At 59.8% G+C, this 15,077-nt stretch carries 18 protein-coding genes and 4 tRNA genes; 15 read left to right on the forward strand and 7 right to left on the reverse strand.

The window, feature by feature from the left end; all coding sequences use genetic code 11:
- Window positions 1–6: 6 nt before the first annotated feature.
- The 4 genes from EV130_RS32635 to EV130_RS21395 all read right to left on the reverse strand — a co-directional run bounded on the left by EV130_RS32635 (window position 7) and on the right by EV130_RS21395 (window position 988).
- Window positions 7–144 carry a hypothetical protein gene (locus tag EV130_RS32635; protein ID WP_155774419.1) on the reverse strand — a complete coding sequence of 46 codons (138 nt, stop codon included), beginning with the start codon at window positions 142–144 and terminating at the stop codon, window positions 7–9.
- Window positions 141–314 (reverse strand): hypothetical protein, encoded by a 174-nt coding sequence (locus EV130_RS32640; RefSeq protein ID WP_155774420.1) that lies wholly within the window; start codon window positions 312–314, stop codon window positions 141–143. Before EV130_RS32640 ends, EV130_RS32635 begins: the two co-directional genes overlap by 4 nt.
- Window positions 315–416: 102 nt before the next feature.
- On the reverse strand, window positions 417–578 hold the full coding sequence (locus EV130_RS21390; protein ID WP_245520081.1) for a hypothetical protein: 162 nt from the start codon (window positions 576–578) through the stop codon (window positions 417–419).
- A gap of 149 nt (window positions 579–727) precedes the next feature.
- A complete protein-coding gene (locus EV130_RS21395; protein ID WP_074060943.1) occupies window positions 728–988 on the reverse strand; it encodes a hypothetical protein in 261 nt (86 codons plus the stop codon).
- A gap of 190 nt (window positions 989–1,178) precedes the next feature.
- On the opposite strand from EV130_RS21395, the gene EV130_RS32645 reads away from it, so the two are divergent.
- On the forward strand, window positions 1,179–1,352 hold the full coding sequence (locus tag EV130_RS32645) for a hypothetical protein (RefSeq protein ID WP_165918553.1): 174 nt from the start codon (window positions 1,179–1,181) through the stop codon (window positions 1,350–1,352).
- An 80-nt stretch (window positions 1,353–1,432) separates the two neighbouring features.
- Here the strand turns inward: EV130_RS32645 and EV130_RS21400 are convergent.
- Window positions 1,433–1,508: transfer RNA gene (locus EV130_RS21400), tRNA-Thr, on the reverse strand.
- Window positions 1,509–1,690: 182 nt separating this feature from the next.
- On the opposite strand from EV130_RS21400, the gene EV130_RS21405 reads away from it, so the two are divergent.
- Window positions 1,691–2,008, forward strand: coding sequence for a hypothetical protein (locus EV130_RS21405; protein ID WP_074060944.1), 318 nt, complete (start codon window positions 1,691–1,693; stop codon window positions 2,006–2,008).
- Between the two features lie 136 nt (window positions 2,009–2,144).
- Here the strand turns inward: EV130_RS21405 and EV130_RS32650 are convergent, their stop codons facing one another.
- Window positions 2,145–2,303: a hypothetical protein gene (locus tag EV130_RS32650; protein ID WP_165918554.1), complete on the reverse strand. Its 159-nt coding sequence runs from the start codon at window positions 2,301–2,303 to the stop codon at window positions 2,145–2,147.
- Window positions 2,304–2,401: 98 nt separating this feature from the next.
- Window positions 2,402–3,292, reverse strand: coding sequence for a 23S rRNA (guanosine(2251)-2'-O)-methyltransferase RlmB (rlmB, locus tag EV130_RS21410; protein ID WP_074060945.1), 891 nt, complete (start codon window positions 3,290–3,292; stop codon window positions 2,402–2,404).
- 201 nt (window positions 3,293–3,493) lie between these two features.
- On the opposite strand from rlmB, the gene EV130_RS21415 reads away from it, so the two are divergent.
- The 13 genes from EV130_RS21415 (at window position 3,494) to rpoB (ending at window position 14,972) form a co-directional block, all read left to right on the forward strand.
- Window positions 3,494–3,578, forward strand: a tRNA-Tyr gene (locus tag EV130_RS21415).
- Between the two features lie 25 nt (window positions 3,579–3,603).
- Window positions 3,604–3,677, forward strand: a tRNA-Gly gene (locus tag EV130_RS21420).
- Between the two features lie 120 nt (window positions 3,678–3,797).
- Window positions 3,798–4,100: a hypothetical protein gene (locus EV130_RS21425; RefSeq protein WP_074060946.1), complete on the forward strand. Its 303-nt coding sequence runs from the start codon at window positions 3,798–3,800 to the stop codon at window positions 4,098–4,100.
- Between the two features lie 324 nt (window positions 4,101–4,424).
- Window positions 4,425–5,600 (forward strand): elongation factor Tu, encoded by a 1,176-nt coding sequence (gene tuf, locus EV130_RS21430; protein WP_039844630.1) that lies wholly within the window; start codon window positions 4,425–4,427, stop codon window positions 5,598–5,600.
- A gap of 329 nt (window positions 5,601–5,929) precedes the next feature.
- Window positions 5,930–6,823, forward strand: coding sequence for an NAD-dependent epimerase/dehydratase family protein (locus EV130_RS21435; protein ID WP_074060947.1), 894 nt, complete (start codon window positions 5,930–5,932; stop codon window positions 6,821–6,823).
- A 143-nt stretch (window positions 6,824–6,966) separates the two neighbouring features.
- A tRNA-Trp gene (locus EV130_RS21440) sits at window positions 6,967–7,042 on the forward strand.
- Between the two features lie 186 nt (window positions 7,043–7,228).
- Entirely contained in the window at window positions 7,229–7,429 is a 201-nt protein-coding gene (gene secE / locus EV130_RS21445; RefSeq protein ID WP_039844632.1) for a preprotein translocase subunit SecE, read from the forward strand.
- 17 nt (window positions 7,430–7,446) lie between these two features.
- A complete protein-coding gene (gene nusG / locus EV130_RS21450; protein WP_074060948.1) occupies window positions 7,447–7,977 on the forward strand; it encodes a transcription termination/antitermination protein NusG in 531 nt (176 codons plus the stop codon).
- Window positions 7,978–8,154: 177 nt separating this feature from the next.
- On the forward strand, window positions 8,155–8,586 hold the full coding sequence (rplK, locus tag EV130_RS21455; RefSeq protein WP_022719203.1) for a 50S ribosomal protein L11: 432 nt from the start codon (window positions 8,155–8,157) through the stop codon (window positions 8,584–8,586).
- 4 nt (window positions 8,587–8,590) lie between these two features.
- The gene (gene rplA / locus EV130_RS21460; protein ID WP_022719202.1) at window positions 8,591–9,283 is read left to right on the forward strand and encodes a 50S ribosomal protein L1; all 693 of its coding nucleotides are present in this window, start codon (window positions 8,591–8,593) and stop codon (window positions 9,281–9,283) included.
- Between the two features lie 328 nt (window positions 9,284–9,611).
- Window positions 9,612–10,130 carry a 50S ribosomal protein L10 gene (rplJ, locus tag EV130_RS21465; protein WP_022719201.1) on the forward strand — a complete coding sequence of 173 codons (519 nt, stop codon included), beginning with the start codon at window positions 9,612–9,614 and terminating at the stop codon, window positions 10,128–10,130.
- A 58-nt stretch (window positions 10,131–10,188) separates the two neighbouring features.
- Entirely contained in the window at window positions 10,189–10,572 is a 384-nt protein-coding gene (rplL, locus tag EV130_RS21470; protein WP_022719200.1) for a 50S ribosomal protein L7/L12, read from the forward strand.
- Window positions 10,573–10,829: 257 nt separating this feature from the next.
- A complete protein-coding gene (rpoB, locus tag EV130_RS21475) occupies window positions 10,830–14,972 on the forward strand; it encodes a DNA-directed RNA polymerase subunit beta (protein ID WP_074060949.1) in 4,143 nt (1,380 codons plus the stop codon).
- Window positions 14,973–15,077 lie beyond the last annotated feature (105 nt).

The raw sequence follows: 15,077 nt of genomic DNA on the forward strand, positions 1-15,077 counted from the left end.
TGGCTGCTACTGTGACTGGTTGATTGCATGGGGGGATGGCCGGCCGGGCGTCTGGGCCGTCTCGAAATAGCCGGCGCTCTCGGCGGCAAGAACGGCGGCAATCGCCAGCGCGATGGCGACCGCCCAAGCATACCGCCGACTCATCGAGATGCCTCATGCGGCGGCTTGTCGTAGAGTTTCCTCACCTGGCGGTCCTGCGCGTCCTGCTCGCTGCGCGAGAGCTTGCGGTTTGTGAGCATTCCGTAAGCGATCGCGCAACCGAGAAGGAAGGTGCCGCCGGCGATAGCGAAGAGCCAAAGATAATCCGCAACCATGCTTCGATCCTCCTTGACGATTCGAACCGGTGGACGGCGGATTTGTTCCCTTGCGGCAGCAACAAGACCTGGAGGGGCCCCTGCCAGCTGCGGCTGCGGATTTCAGGAGGCTGAAAGGCGCCCGTCAGGGGCTCCGGCGGAAGCCGCGTAGCGATCGGCTGCGCGTTCGATGCTGTCGAGGGTATTCATAAGATCGACCATGTCGCAGGCCTCCGCCCACTGCATGCCGCAGATCGGGATACCGTCCAAGGCGGCTAGCTGCATTGTCATTCCATCAACAACAAGCCAGCGATCATCGGCTTCATGCCGGAGATTATACCGTCGCATCACCTCACTCCCGTGACGACCATATCATAAGTTTGGCAAGAGCGCGAAGACGCCCGGTCAATCGGTGGATAGCGAATTCAGGCCGGTCAGTGCACGGATTGCTCGGTATCGTCCAGAAACGAGCGAATGCCGTCACGGGCGATTGTTGCCAGGAACTCGTCAAACGCCTCGCGGTCGGTCGCAAACGGTTCGTCCCAGCGGATGAGGTCTTCCTCCTGCGTCACGACTTCCATCGACCAGTCCTCGTTGGAGCCGGCTGTCCGGAAGATATCGACGAGCACGGTAACGCCGTCCTCGGTGAATTCACCGGCAAATTCGGAGTATTCGAGTTTCGGCTTTTTAGGCATTCGATATCGCAATCCATAATTGTCGTAGCGTCGACGAGCGAGGTACTTTCACGTGCGCCGGGTCGATTTGTCAAGGAAACAGCCAATCAAAGCAACGCCGCGGTCCGTTGCGCCGGGTCCCCGGGAAGACGGAACTCTCTTGGCCGCGTGTCGTTGTGTCCAGGTCACCACCAGCCAATGGAGCGGCAAGATGAGCAAGACAGACGTCAAAAAGCTAGTGAAGCGGGCCGAACGCCAGGTCGAAAACACCAGCGCCGGCGGCCATCTCGGCGGCACCTATTTCGGCCAGCAGGCCGACGGAAAAACGGCATCCTCGACCAATAGCGAGGCGCGAAAGTCACGCTCGAACGACGGCAGCAACTGACGCAGAGCAAGGCACCAGGCTTCGACAGACGATTGCAACCGGGACGTGGGGACGGGGATGGGGCGCGTATGGCGAAGCAATGGTGCCCCCGGCAGGGTTCGAACCCGCGACCCCCTGATTACAAATCAGGTGCTCTACCAACTGAGCTACAAGGGCAATGCGTGCCAACTAGCAGATTCTTCGGCTCTGTAAAGAAAAAATCCGGCCTGGGCGCGATTTCGTGATCGATTATAGACCCGATCCGTCTCCATTTCATGAACAAAAGCTGAAGTAGCGATTCAGGAGGAGTTCAGGGCAGGAAGCGCAGATTTGGCTCACCTTCATCAAGGAGATGAGCCATGAGAATTGCCCGTTTCGCCATTGCAGCCCTTCTGTCGCTCGGATCGCTCGCCGTTGCCGTTGAACCCGTGGTTGCCACTCCCGCATATGCACCTGTTGCTTCCGTCGACAAGAGCGACGTCGTGAAGGTGCACTACCGTGATCATCGCCGCCATTGGCGCCATTCGTGGCGACATGAGCGCCGTTACGGGCGCCATCATCCGTATGCCTATGAGCGCCACTATCGGCCCTGGCGTGCCGAACGCAGGTGGAGGGAACGCCAATACTGGGGGCATCACCACCGGCCGCAACACTTGTATTTCAGCATCGATCTGTGATCGCCGGAGGGCTTGTTGATGCAACCTTCGTGTGGGTCGCCCTCAAAAAGGGCGGCAGCATCGGGATAGCGAGGATCGGGCTGGCGGAGGCGGTCGACGATCAGCAAACGCAATAGCCGCCGGTGCCAACCGGCGGCTATTGCGCCGGTGGTGTCGGTGTGGGTGCGGGCGTCACAGGCGCCAGAGGATCCGGCTGGCGCGTCGGCTGGATGGGATCGACCCATATGATACTGAGAATGATGGCGACGAAGACTGCGATGAACAGGATGCCGAACAGGAGGGGCCGGATTGCCATGCCGGGTATTTTCCTTCTCTCTTGCTGTTGCGCGCGCTCCTTGAAGCTGCGCTCCGGCGAGCCTTAGGCCCGCGATTCGTTCATTTTGAGACGCCGGCTCATTTCTTCAGATGAAGGCGGGCGGCATACATCGCGATCGCAGCCGCGTTCGAGACGTTCAGTGATTTGATCTCCCCCGGCATGTCGAGCCGCGCAAGCGCGCTGACGGTCTCGCGCGTCTTCTGCCTGAGGCCCTTGCCTTCGGAACCGAGGACGAGCGCAACCTTCTCGCCCGAGAACGTGCCCTCGATCGGCTCCGGTCCTTCAGAATCCAGGCCGATCGAGAAGAAGCCGAGCCGGTGCAATTCACCGAGCGCGTCTGCAAGATTGGTGATCTGTATATAGGGAATGAGTTCGAGCGCGCCGGAAGCCGATTTCGCAAGCACGCCCGATTCGGTCGGGCTGTGTCTTTGCGTGGTGATAACGGCGCCTGCATTGAAGGCGACGGCCGAGCGCATGATAGCGCCGACATTGTGCGGATCGGTGACCTGGTCGAGCACCAAAAGCAGGGGGCTGTCCTTCAGCGCCTGAAGTCGACGGACGGGCAGCGGGCGGGTCTCCAGCATCACGCCCTGATGGATCGCATCGGGGCCGAGCACCTTGTCGATATCCTGCGGCGAGACGATCTCGATCGGAATGGCAAGGTGACCGGCATCGATTTCGAGGCGGGCGAGCGCGTTCTGCGTCACCGTCAGCTTGACGTTTTTCCGCTCGGGATTTTCGATTGCGGCGCGCACTGTATGCAGGCCGTAGAGATAGACCTGGTCGGCGGCGAGTGCGGGCGCCTTCCAATCCTGGCCGCCGCGTTTACGCTTTTGCGGATGCGGCGTCGGAATTTCGCCGCGCTCGCGCTTGGCATCGCGGTGGGCACGCCGCAAAGTGGCGTAGTGCGTATCCTTGGGGGACTTGTCGGTTGCGGGCTTGCCGCCGGATTTGTTGTCTTTGCTCATGCAGCTTTATAACGGCGGTGCTTGCCGGCGCATAGGGTTTCTTTGCCGGCGGCGGCTTTCAACGGCCGACGAAATTTTTCGTGTTTTTTCTATTGTCCTCATGTTGACATGGGCAAATGCTCCGGTCATATACGCGGCGCAGATCGAGGGGCGGCAATGCTCCTGGGTCTTCGAGCTTGGTTACGATCCAGACGAAGAACTGGAGAGATGCCCGAGTGGTTAAAGGGGACGGACTGTAAATCCGTTGGCTCAGCCTACGTTGGTTCAAATCCAACTCTCTCCACCATTCGTCACTTGGATCGGACCACCCCGCGGGTATAGCTCAATGGTAGAGCAGCAGCCTTCCAAGCTGAATACGCGGGTTCGATTCCCGCTACCCGCTCCAAGCCTTTCGGTTCTTCGCCAAGGCGCGCGTTCCGCGCGGTTTTTGGCGTGCCTTCAGGGGCAAAATTTCCGTTTGAACGACCCGGATACTGCTGCTTAACTGGGCTCCATGAGAGGCATCATGCGAAACTTGATCTTGGCCGCTGCATTTTTGCTTCCCTCGGCAGCCCTTGCCGCCGAGGCCGTGGAAATCAGGGCCCGCGATCACAGCTGTGGCGAGCTCGCCCAGTTTATCCGGCAAAACAAAACGGTATTTGTCCGAATAGGTATCGGCGGTCGCAGTTTCCGCTATCCGCCGGCGCGCTGCAGGCTGGGCGACAAGCGTTCGACGACCAGTTTGCGGGATGCCGGTGGTAACCTCTGTGTCCTCGACTATGCCTGTGTCTATGATCCAGAGTCGTTTTATAACAAGATCCCGAATTAGGCTCACGCCAGGCCGTGCGACCAGCCGCCAAAGCTTGAAGCGCTTTTGCTCGTTTGGGAGTTTTGGGATCGCGTCAGCTTGAACGACGTGCCTGCGGGATCACGCATGGATACCGCTGCCCGGCCGCGATTTTCCCTTGGTTTCAACGATTTTCGCCGGGTTCCTGGCGAATCGTCTTGCTCGGCGCGAATTGTCTCCCATATGCGCTTGCAAGCCAAGAATGGCGTTCGCAATTAGGTCTTGCGCAATCCCGCCGAAAGCCTTAAACGGCGGCACTAAACCGGCTCGCCGGGGTCACCCATTTCGTTCACAGGAAGCATTCAAATGGCAAAGAGTAAGTTTGAGCGCAACAAGCCGCACGTTAACATCGGCACGATCGGCCACGTTGACCACGGCAAGACGTCTCTGACGGCGGCGATCACGAAGTATTTCGGCGAGTTCAAGGCGTATGACCAGATCGACGCTGCGCCGGAAGAAAAGGCCCGCGGCATCACGATTTCGACGGCGCACGTCGAGTACGAGACGGCCAACCGTCACTACGCGCACGTTGACTGCCCCGGCCACGCCGACTACGTCAAGAACATGATCACCGGTGCCGCACAGATGGACGGCGCGATCCTGGTCTGCTCGGCTGCCGACGGCCCGATGCCGCAGACCCGCGAACACATCCTGCTCGCCCGCCAGGTGGGCGTTCCGGCAATCGTGGTGTTCCTGAACAAGGTCGACCAGGTTGACGACGCCGAGCTTCTCGAACTCGTCGAGCTGGAAGTGCGCGAACTGCTGTCGTCCTACGACTTCCCGGGCGACGACATTCCGGTCGTCAAGGGTTCGGCGCTGGCTGCTCTTGAAGATTCCGACAAGAAGATTGGCGAAGACGCGATCCGCGAGCTGATGGCTCAGGTGGACGCCTACATCCCGACGCCTGAGCGTCCGATCGACCAGCCGTTCCTGATGCCGATCGAAGACGTGTTCTCGATCTCGGGCCGCGGTACGGTCGTGACCGGCCGCGTCGAGCGCGGTATCGTCAAGGTTGGCGAAGAAGTCGAGATCGTCGGCATCCGCCCGACCTCGAAGACGACGGTGACCGGCGTTGAAATGTTCCGCAAGCTGCTCGACCAGGGCCAGGCCGGCGACAACATCGGCGCACTGATCCGCGGCGTGAACCGCGACGGCGTCGAGCGTGGCCAGATCCTGTGCAAGCCGGGTTCGGTGAAGCCGCACAAGAAGTTCAAGGCTGAAGCCTACATCCTGACGAAGGAAGAAGGCGGCCGTCATACGCCGTTCTTCACCAACTACCGTCCGCAGTTCTACTTCCGCACGACGGACGTGACGGGCATCGTGACGCTGCCGGAAGGCACGGAAATGGTGATGCCGGGTGACAACGTCACGGTTGACGTCGAGCTGATCGTGCCGATCGCCATGGAAGAAAAGCTGCGCTTCGCCATCCGCGAAGGCGGCCGCACCGTCGGCGCCGGTATCGTTGCATCGATCGTAGAGTAAATTCCGGGATCGGCCTGAATTGAGGAAGCCCCGCTGGAAACGGCGGGGCTTTTGCGTTGAATTGCTGTTGACGTTCGGACGTAGAACAGCGCCGATACCCCTGTTCGGCTCGGCAAGTTCTTCAAGAGCCCGCTGGAATTGTGCATGTATGCAGGTGGCCGACGACGTCAAGATTCGTGCGCGCGGGCAGGAGAAGTGGCATGAATCATGGACGTTGAGGCTGCTCAGGCGAAATTTGATCGTTGGTTCTCGATCACCACGCCTTAACCTTGCCCCCTGTTGCGGAGCCTTTATCTATTCCTTCTATTTCATGATGCGGAGGAGATTTCATGAAGAAGCGCATACTTTTTACGGGCGGTTCGGGCAAGGCCGGACGTCATGTCGTGCCGTGGCTGGTGAATGCCGGCTATGAGGTTCACAACGTCGATCTGGTGCCGCTCGACAGCCCCGGCGTCACCAACCTGGTTGCCGACATCACCGACAGCGGCGAGGTCTTCAACGCGCTGTCCATGCACCGCGATCTTCCCGACCTGGAGACGGGAAGCGGCGTCCAGGGCTTCGACGCTGTCGTGCATTTCGCTGCGATACCGCGCATTCTGATCAAGACCGACAACGAGACGTTCCGGATCAACACGATGGGCACCTACAATGTCCTCGAGGCGTCGGTGAAGCTCGGCGTCAGGAAGATCATCCTTGCCTCCAGCGAGACCACCTATGGCGTCTGCTTTGCGGAGGGGAAGAAGGATTTCCATCAGTTTCCGCTGGAGGAAGACTACGACGTCGATCCAATGGACAGCTATGGCCTGTCGAAGGTGCTGAACGAAAAGACGGCGCGCGCTTTCGCCGAGCGGTCCGGTGCCGATATCTATGCCCTGCGCATCGGAAATGTCATCGAGCCGCATGAATACGACAGGTTTCCCGGCTTCATCGCCAATCCGGAGACGCGTCGGCGCAACGCGTGGAACTATATCGACGCGCGCGATCTCGGGCAGGTCGTCCACCTGTGTATCGAAAAGAGCGGATTGGGTTTCCAGGTCTTCAATGCAGTGAACGACACCGTAACCGCCAATATTCCATCGAAGGAACTCGCCAAGCGCTTCTTTCCGAACGTGCCCTTCACCCGCGAGATCGGCGAGCATGAGGGCCTGCTTTCCAACCGCAAGATCCGCGAAGTCCTTGGCTTCAAGGAAGAGCACGACTGGCGCAAGTATGTGAAGCTCTGACCGCTGCCCATGCCGGGGTGACGGCGGATTGGGAAAAATCGAAAATCGCACTTGCATATCCCGTGCCACCGTCTTAAAGGGAGCGCCATGCTTTCAGGAAGCGCTTCGACCTCCATGGTCAAAGGGCTGAATGTAAAGCGTAAAGGGGTATAGCTCAGCTGGTAGAGCGGCGGTCTCCAAAACCGCAGGTCGGGGGTTCGAGCCCCTCTGCCCCTGCCATCTTCTTCGAAGGAAGCGCGGACGTTCTCGCAGCGGTCCGTCGGGGAGGGCACTATGGCTAATTTCGCTAGACGTCGGTTTTCCTCTTGTGCATTTGGGAATCGGTGTTTATGTAGGGTTCAACAGACACGCGGTGCGTGGGGCTGATATGTTCAGCTTTACGCGCCGTAATTGCGTGGGCAGTCGATGGCATCCAAATCCAATCCGTTTGCGTTCCTGCAGCAGGTTCGCACCGAAACGTCCAAGGTTACCTGGCCGTCTCGCCGCGAGACCATGATCTCGACGATCATGGTTCTGGTGATGGTCGTCTTTGCCGCGCTGTTTTTCTTTGCTGCTGACCAGCTGATTGGCTGGGCTTTGAGCTACGTGCTCAACACCGGCAACTGATCGGGTGGAGATATAAGATGGCGGCACGTTGGTATATCGTCCACGCGTATTCGAATTTTGAGAAGAAGGTGGCTGAATCCATCGAGGAGAAGGCCAGGCAGAAGGGGCTCGAGCATCTCTTCGAAAAGATCCTCGTGCCGACCGAGAAGGTGGTTGAAGTGCGCCGCGGCCGCAAGGTCGACAGCGAGCGCAAGTTCTTTCCGGGCTATGTCATGGTTCGAGCGAACCTGACGGACGAGGCCTACCACCTGATCAAGAACACGCCGAAGGTCACAGGCTTCCTCGGCTCCGACAACAAGCCCGTTCCGATTCCCGATTCCGAAGCCGAGCGCATACTCGGCCAGGTCCAGGAAGGTGTCGAGCGGCCGAAGGCTTCGGTGACCTTCGAAATCGGCGAGCAGGTCCGCGTTTCGGATGGCCCGTTCGCATCGTTCAACGGCACGGTTCAGGATGTGGACGAAGAGCGTTCGCGCCTGAAGGTGGAGGTGTCGATCTTCGGTCGGGCCACGCCGGTCGAGCTGGAATACGGTCAGGTCGAAAAGGTCTGATTCTCGAGATGGAAGCCGGTCGGTTACTGACCGGTTCCCGCGCGGCGGTAGCCGCCAACCGCGTGGAAGGTGAGGGGTCTTAGCCGGGCCTTAAAATCCGCACCACGCAACCGCAGCCGCCGGAGAAATCCGGCATCACTGGCCGGGCAACCGGTCATCAATGAAAGGCAGAGAGTTATGGCTAAGAAAGTTGCAGGCCAGCTCAAGCTCCAGGTCAAGGCAGGATCGGCAAACCCGTCCCCGCCGATCGGCCCGGCGCTTGGTCAGCGTGGCATCAATATCATGGAATTCTGCAAGGCGTTCAATGCCGCCACGCAGGAAATGGAAAAGGGTATGCCGATCCCGGTTGTCATCACCTACTACCAGGACAAGTCCTTTACCTTCGTGATGAAGCAGCCGCCCGTCAGCTACTTCCTCAAGAAGGAAGCGAAGATCCAGTCCGGTTCGAAGACGCCCGGCAAGGGCTCCGTCGCAGGCAAGCTGACCAAGGCTCAGGTCAAGGCGATTGCCGAAGCGAAGATGAAGGACCTGAACGCAGCAGATATCGAAGGTGCAATGGCGATGATCGAGGGCTCTGCCCGCGCCATGGGCCTGGAAGTGGTAGGTTAAGACCATGGCTGGCAAGCGCACCAAGAAGATCAACGAAGGTGTTGATCCCACGAAGCTCTATGCACTGAACCTTGCGATCGGCATGGTCAAGGACCGGGCTGTCGCCAAGTTCGATGAAACCATCGAAGTCGCCATGAACCTCGGCGTCGATCCGCGTCACGCAGACCAGATGGTTCGCGGCGTGGTCAACCTGCCGAACGGTACGGGCCGTGACGTTCGCGTCGCCGTTTTCGCTCGCGGCGCCAAGGCTGACGAAGCCAAGGCGGCCGGTGCTGACATCGTCGGCGCAGAAGAGCTGGTCGAAATCGTCCAGGGCGGCAAGATCGATTTCGATCGTGTCATCGCGACCCCGGACATGATGCCGCTCGTCGGCCGTCTCGGTAAGGTACTCGGCCCGCGCGGCATGATGCCGAACCCGAAGGTCGGAACGGTCACCATGGACGTTGCCGGGGCGATCAAGGCCTCCAAGGGCGGCGCCGTAGAGTTCCGGGTCGAGAAGGCTGGCATCGTTCACGCCGGCATCGGCAAGGCATCCTTCGACGCAAAGGCGCTGGAAGAAAACATCCGTGCCTTCGCTGATGCCGTCATCAAGGCGAAGCCGGCTGGCGCAAAGGGCAACTACGTCAAGCGCGTAGCGATCTCTTCGACCATGGGCCCGGGCGTCAAGATCGATCCGTCGTCGGTCACGGCCGCTTAACGAATTTCATCGGGCTTTGCCCGGTGGCAAGAATTCCGGCCTCGAAAGGGGGCCGGAATATTCCGGAGAAATCCGGAATCCTGTCCGAGATTGCAGGTGGTTTTCCCTTAATCACTTTGGCCTGCATGAGACGGGTAAGACCCGAATTTCGATGAAGCTCAGCTTCATGGATTTGGTTCGAGCCTTGGATGCCTTGTGCCTTCGGCCTTTTTGGCGCGAAGCGCGAGGGGGCAGGATCCTCAAGCGCCGCTTGGGATCACTTCTGATCCCGGGAGGCAAAGGCAACCCGGTGGGTCCGTTTCACGGTCCCGCCAACTGGAGATAGGCAGTGGAAAGAGCGGAAAAACGCGAATTCGTCACGGAACTGAACGAAGTCTTCAAGGCTTCGGGCTCGGTTGTCGTGGCCCACTATGCTGGTGCTACAGTCGCGCAGATGAACGACTTTCGTTCCAAGATGCGCGCTGCTGGCGGCACCGTCAGAGTCGCGAAGAACCGCCTGGCCAAGATCGCCCTTCAGGGTACGGAGGCGGAAGGGATTTCCAATCTCTTCACCGGTCAGACGCTGATTGCATACAGCGCCGATCCGATCACCGCTCCGAAAGTCGTCGTGGATTTCGCCAAGGGCAACGACAAGATCGTTGTGCTCGGCGGCGCCATGGGAACAACCACGCTCAACGCCGATGCAGTCAAGTCGCTTGCGACCCTGCCGTCGTTGGACGAACTGCGCGCGAAGCTGCTGGGCATGATCCAGACACCGGCTACCCGCATCGCAGGCGTTGTTGCAGCACCGGCAAGCCAGCTTGCCCGCGTGTTTTCGGCTTACGCCAAGAAGGACGAAGCCGCTTAAGGCGGTTTTTCGCTGTTTATAGAAAACCGGTTCGAACCGAACAAAAGGAACTGATAAAATGGCTGATCTCGCAAAGATCGTAGACGACCTCTCCTCGCTGACCGTTCTGGAAGCTGCAGAACTGTCCAAGCTTCTCGAAGAAAAGTGGGGCGTTTCCGCTGCTGCTCCGGTAGCTGTTGCTGCCGCTGCTGGTGGTGCTGGTGGCGCTGCTGCCGCTGCTGAAGAAGAAAAGACTGAGTTCGACGTCATCCTCACGGATGCCGGCGCCAACAAGATCAATGTCATCAAGGAAGTCCGCGCCATCACCGGCCTCGGCCTCAAGGAAGCCAAGGACCTCGTTGAAGCCGCTCCGAAGGCTGTCAAGGAAGCCGTTTCCAAGGCTGAAGCCGCTGACATCAAGAAGAAGCTTGAAGACGCTGGCGCAAAGGCCGACGTCAAGTAATCTTGAACTGCATCTGGGAGGCGGTCTTCACCGTCTCCCATTTGCCGTTTTTGTGAACGAATTACCCAAAAGCCGCGTGAAAACGGCTTTTGGGTAATGGGTTCTTCAAGAGCATGGTCTCGAACCGAAGCGCAGGGCAATCCGGCCATGTGGCTTCGGGAAGTGGGACGAGATTGGATTATCCATTGATCGACGGGATCGCCTGGCCAGCGATTCCCGTCCGTTGCAGGCCCGGATGCAATTTTGAAGGAGCGACGATGGCTCAGACCCTTTCGTTCAACGGTCGTAGGCGCGTACGCAAGTTTTTTGGTAAGATCCCCGAAGTCGCAGAAATGCCGAACCTCATCGAGGTTCAAAAGGCGTCCTACGACCAATTCCTGATGGTTGAAGAGCCCAAGGGCGGCCGCCCTGACGAAGGCCTTCAGGCCGTCTTCAAATCAGTTTTCCCGATCACGGATTTCTCCGGCGCTTCGATGCTGGAATTCGTGTCCTACGAGTTCGAACCGCCCAAGTTCGACGTCGACGAATGCCGCCAGCGCGACCTGACCTATGCGGCGCCGCTGAAAGTTACCCTCCGCCTGATCGTGTTCGATATCGACGAGGATACCGGCGCCAAGTCGATCAAGGACATCAAGGAACAGTCCGTCTACATGGGCGACATGCCGCTCATGACGAACAATGGCACGTTCATCGTGAACGGTACCGAGCGCGTGATCGTGTCCCAGATGCACCGGTCGCCGGGCGTCTTCTTCGACCACGACAAGGGCAAGAGCCATTCTTCCGGCAAGTTGCTCTTCGCCGCCCGCGTTATCCCGTATCGCGGCTCCTGGCTCGACATCGAGTTCGACGCCAAGGACATCGTCTACGCCCGTATCGACCGCCGCCGCAAGATTCCGGTGTCGTCGCTGCTGATGGCCCTCGGCATGGATGGCGAGGAAATCCTCGACACTTTCTACACCAAGTCGCTCTACAAGCGCGACGGCGAAGGCTGGCGCATTCCCTTCCAGCCCGAGGCGCTGAAGGGCGCCAAGGCAATCACCGAGATGGTCGACGCCGACACCGGCGAAGTCGTGGTCGAAGCGGGCAAGAAGCTGACCCCGCGTCTGCTCCGCCAGCTTTCCGACAAGGGGCTCAAGGCTCTGAAGGCGACGGACGACGACCTCTACGGCAACTACCTTGCAGAGGACATCGTCAACTACTCGACGGGTGAGATCTATCTCGAGGCCGGGGACGAAATCGACGAGAAGACCTTGCCGGTCATCCTCGCCAACGGTTTTGACGAAATCCCGGTTCTCGGCATCGACCACATCAATGTCGGCGCCTACATCCGCAACACGCTCAACGCCGACAAGAACGAGAACCGCCAGGATGCGCTGTTCGACATCTACCGTGTCATGCGTCCGGGTGAACCGCCGACCATGGAATCGGCCGAAGCCATGTTCAACTCGCTGTTCTTCGATGCGGAGCGTTACGATCTCTCCGCCGTCGGCCGCGTAAAGATGAACATGCGTCTCGACCTCGACGTGGAAGACACTGTCCGCGTCCTGCGCAAGGACGACATCCTGGCCGTGGTCAAGATGCTCGTCGAGCTGCGTGACGGCAAGGGCGAGATCGACGATATCGACAACCTTGGCAACCGCCGCGTCCGTTCGGTCGGCGAGCTGATGGAGAACCAGTACCGTCTGGGCCTTTTGCGCATGGAGCGCGCGATCAAGGAGCGCATGTCCTCGATCGAAATCGACACGGTCATGCCGCAGGATCTGATCAACGCGAAGCCGGCAGCTGCCGCCGTTCGCGAATTCTTCGGCTCCTCGCAGCTCTCGCAGTTCATGGACCAGGTCAACCCGCTGTCGGAAATCACCCACAAGCGTCGTCTCTCGGCACTTGGCCCGGGCGGTCTGACCCGTGAGCGCGCCGGCTTTGAAGTCCGCGACGTTCATCCGACCCACTACGGTCGTATTTGCCCGATCGAAACGCCGGAAGGCCCGAACATCGGTCTCATCAACTCGCTGGCGACCTTTGCGCGCGTCAACAAGTACGGCTTCATCGAAAGCCCGTATCGCCGCATCGTCGACGGCAAGGTGACGAACGATGTTCTTTATCTGTCGGCCATGGAAGAGGCGAAGTACTACGTCGCACAGGCCAACGCCGAGCTCGACAAGGATGGTTCGTTCGTCGACGAATTCGTCGTATGCCGTCACGCCGGCGAGGTCATGCTCGCTCCGCGCGACAGCATGAACCTGATGGACGTCTCGCCGAAGCAGGTCGTTTCGGTTGCAGCCGCTCTTATCCCGTTCCTTGAAAACGACGACGCGAACCGCGCCCTCATGGGCTCGAACATGCAGCGTCAGGCTGTTCCGTTGCTGCGTGCCGAAGCTCCGTTCGTCGGCACCGGCATGGAGCCCGTCGTTGCTCGCGACTCCGGTGCAGCTATCGGTGCGCGCCGCGGTGGCGTCGTCGACCAGGTCGACGCCACGCGTATCGTTATCCGCGCAACGGAAGACCTCGAGGCCGGCAAGTCCGGTGTCGATATCTACCGGCTGCAGAAGTTCCAGCGTTCGAACCAGAACACTTGCGTCAACCAGCGTCCGCTGGTCACCGTCGGTGACGTTGTCAACCGCGGCGACATTCTCGCGGACGGTCCGTCGACCGATCTCGGCGACCTGGCTCTCGGCCGCAACGCACTCGTCGCGTTCATGCCGTGGAACGGCTATAACTACGAAGATTCGATCCTGCTCTCCGAGCGTATCGTTGCCGACGACGTGTTCACCTCCATCCACATCGAAGAATTCGAAGTGATGGCGCGCGACACGAAGCTTGGTCCCGAAGAAATCACGCGCGATATCCCGAATGTTTCGGAAGAAGCGCTGAAGAACCTCGACGAAGCAGGCATCGTCTACATCGGCGCCGAAGTTCAGCCGGGTGATATCCTTGTCGGCAAGATCACGCCGAAGGGCGAAAGCCCGATGACGCCGGAAGAAAAGCTCCTGCGCGCCATCTTCGGCGAAAAGGCGTCCGATGTCCGCGATACGTCGATGCGCATGCCACCAGGCACTTACGGCACGATCGTCGAAGTGCGAGTTTTCAATCGCCACGGCGTTGAAAAGGACGAGCGCGCGATGGCAATCGAGCGCGAAGAGATCGAGCGTCTTGCCAAGGACCGTGACGACGAGCAGGCGATTCTCGACCGTAACGTCTACGGCCGTCTGATCGAGATGCTCCGCGGCCAGATGTCCATCGCCGGCCCGAAGGGCTTCAAGAAGGGCACAGAGCTATCGAACGCCGTCGTCTCCGAATACCCCCGCTCGCAGTGGTGGATGTTCGCAGTCGAGGACGAGAAGGTCCAGAGCGAACTCGAAGCACTCCGCGGCCAGTACGACGAATCGAAGTCGCGCCTTGAGCAGCGCTTCATGGACAAGGTCGAAAAGGTCCAGCGCGGCGACGAAATGCCTCCGGGCGTCATGAAGATGGTCAAGGTCTTCGTCGCAGTGAAGCGCAAAATCCAGCCGGGCGACAAGATGGCCGGCCGTCACGGCAACAAGGGTGTTGTGTCGCGCATCGTTCCGGTCGAAGACATGCCGTTCCTCGAAGACGGCACGCATGTCGACGTCGTTCTGAACCCGCTCGGCGTGCCTTCGCGCATGAACGTCGGCCAGATCCTCGAGACGCACCTCGGCTGGGCTTGCGCCGGCATGGGCAAGCAGATCGGTGACCTGATCGAAGCCTACAAGGCGAACGGCAATATCGAACCGCTGCGCAAGACGATCGGCGACGTTGTCGGCGACGGTCCGAAGGCCGAGCAGGTCAAGGACTTCGACGATGACTCGGTTCTGCGTCTTGCCGACCAGTGGAAGCGCGGCGTTTCGATCGCAACGCCCGTCTTCGACGGCGCCCATGAAGGCGATGTCAACGACATGCTGCGTCTGGCGGGTCTCAAGGACTCCGGTCAGTCGACGCTGTATGACGGCCGTACCGGCGAGCAGTTCGACCGTCAGGTGACCGTGGGCTACATCTACATGCTGAAGCTCAACCATCTGGTCGACGACAAGATCCACGCCCGTTCGATCGGTCCTTACTCGCTCGTGACCCAGCAGCCGCTGGGCGGCAAGGCCCAGTTCGGCGGCCAGCGCTTCGGCGAAATGGAGGTCTGGGCTCTGGAAGCATACGGCGCAGCCTACACGCTGCAGGAAATGCTGACGGTGAAGTCGGACGACGTTGCCGGCCGCACCAAGGTCTACGAGGCCATCGTCCGGGGCGACGATACGTTCGAAGCGGGTATTCCAGAAAGCTTCAACGTCCTCGTCAAGGAGATGCGCTCGCTCGGCCTTTCCGTCGAACTGGAGAACTCGAAGGTCGAGGATCTGCAGCAGGCGAGCCAGTTGCCGGACGCAGCCGAGTAACCACTTGATAGGGGTGTGCGCCTTAAGAGGGCGCACGCCGTTCCCGCCATGGCCCCGTAATGAGGCGGCCGGGCAGGGACGTTTCCGCCGCATTGTGCGGTTATT

Origin of the sequence: Rhizobium azibense, assembly GCF_004342325.1 — a bacterium.
In the GTDB taxonomy this organism is placed as follows: Bacteria; Pseudomonadota; Alphaproteobacteria; order Rhizobiales; family Rhizobiaceae; genus Rhizobium; species Rhizobium etli_B.

What these genes read in the sequence shown, in the direction of transcription:
- rplA (WP_022719202.1), top strand. Translation starts at nt 8,591, where the DNA reads ATGGCTGGCAAGCGCACCAAGAAGATCAACGAAGGTGTTGATCCCACG.
- EV130_RS32640 (WP_155774420.1), bottom strand. Translation starts at nt 314, where the DNA reads ATGGTTGCGGATTATCTTTGGCTCTTCGCTATCGCCGGCGGCACCTTC.
- rplL (WP_022719200.1), top strand. Translation starts at nt 10,189, where the DNA reads ATGGCTGATCTCGCAAAGATCGTAGACGACCTCTCCTCGCTGACCGTT.
- rlmB (WP_074060945.1), bottom strand. Translation starts at nt 3,292, where the DNA reads ATGAGCAAAGACAACAAATCCGGCGGCAAGCCCGCAACCGACAAGTCC.
- EV130_RS32650 (WP_165918554.1), bottom strand. Translation starts at nt 2,303, where the DNA reads ATGGCAATCCGGCCCCTCCTGTTCGGCATCCTGTTCATCGCAGTCTTC.
- EV130_RS21390 (WP_245520081.1), bottom strand. Translation starts at nt 578, where the DNA reads ATGCAGCTAGCCGCCTTGGACGGTATCCCGATCTGCGGCATGCAGTGG.
- rpoB (WP_074060949.1), top strand. Translation starts at nt 10,830, where the DNA reads ATGGCTCAGACCCTTTCGTTCAACGGTCGTAGGCGCGTACGCAAGTTT.
- tuf (WP_039844630.1), top strand. Translation starts at nt 4,425, where the DNA reads ATGGCAAAGAGTAAGTTTGAGCGCAACAAGCCGCACGTTAACATCGGC.
- nusG (WP_074060948.1), top strand. Translation starts at nt 7,447, where the DNA reads ATGGCGGCACGTTGGTATATCGTCCACGCGTATTCGAATTTTGAGAAG.
- rplK (WP_022719203.1), top strand. Translation starts at nt 8,155, where the DNA reads ATGGCTAAGAAAGTTGCAGGCCAGCTCAAGCTCCAGGTCAAGGCAGGA.
- EV130_RS32635 (WP_155774419.1), bottom strand. Translation starts at nt 144, where the DNA reads ATGAGTCGGCGGTATGCTTGGGCGGTCGCCATCGCGCTGGCGATTGCC.
- EV130_RS21435 (WP_074060947.1), top strand. Translation starts at nt 5,930, where the DNA reads ATGAAGAAGCGCATACTTTTTACGGGCGGTTCGGGCAAGGCCGGACGT.
- EV130_RS32645 (WP_165918553.1), top strand. Translation starts at nt 1,179, where the DNA reads ATGAGCAAGACAGACGTCAAAAAGCTAGTGAAGCGGGCCGAACGCCAG.
- EV130_RS21425 (WP_074060946.1), top strand. Translation starts at nt 3,798, where the DNA reads ATGCGAAACTTGATCTTGGCCGCTGCATTTTTGCTTCCCTCGGCAGCC.
- EV130_RS21395 (WP_074060943.1), bottom strand. Translation starts at nt 988, where the DNA reads ATGCCTAAAAAGCCGAAACTCGAATACTCCGAATTTGCCGGTGAATTC.
- EV130_RS21405 (WP_074060944.1), top strand. Translation starts at nt 1,691, where the DNA reads ATGAGAATTGCCCGTTTCGCCATTGCAGCCCTTCTGTCGCTCGGATCG.
- secE (WP_039844632.1), top strand. Translation starts at nt 7,229, where the DNA reads ATGGCATCCAAATCCAATCCGTTTGCGTTCCTGCAGCAGGTTCGCACC.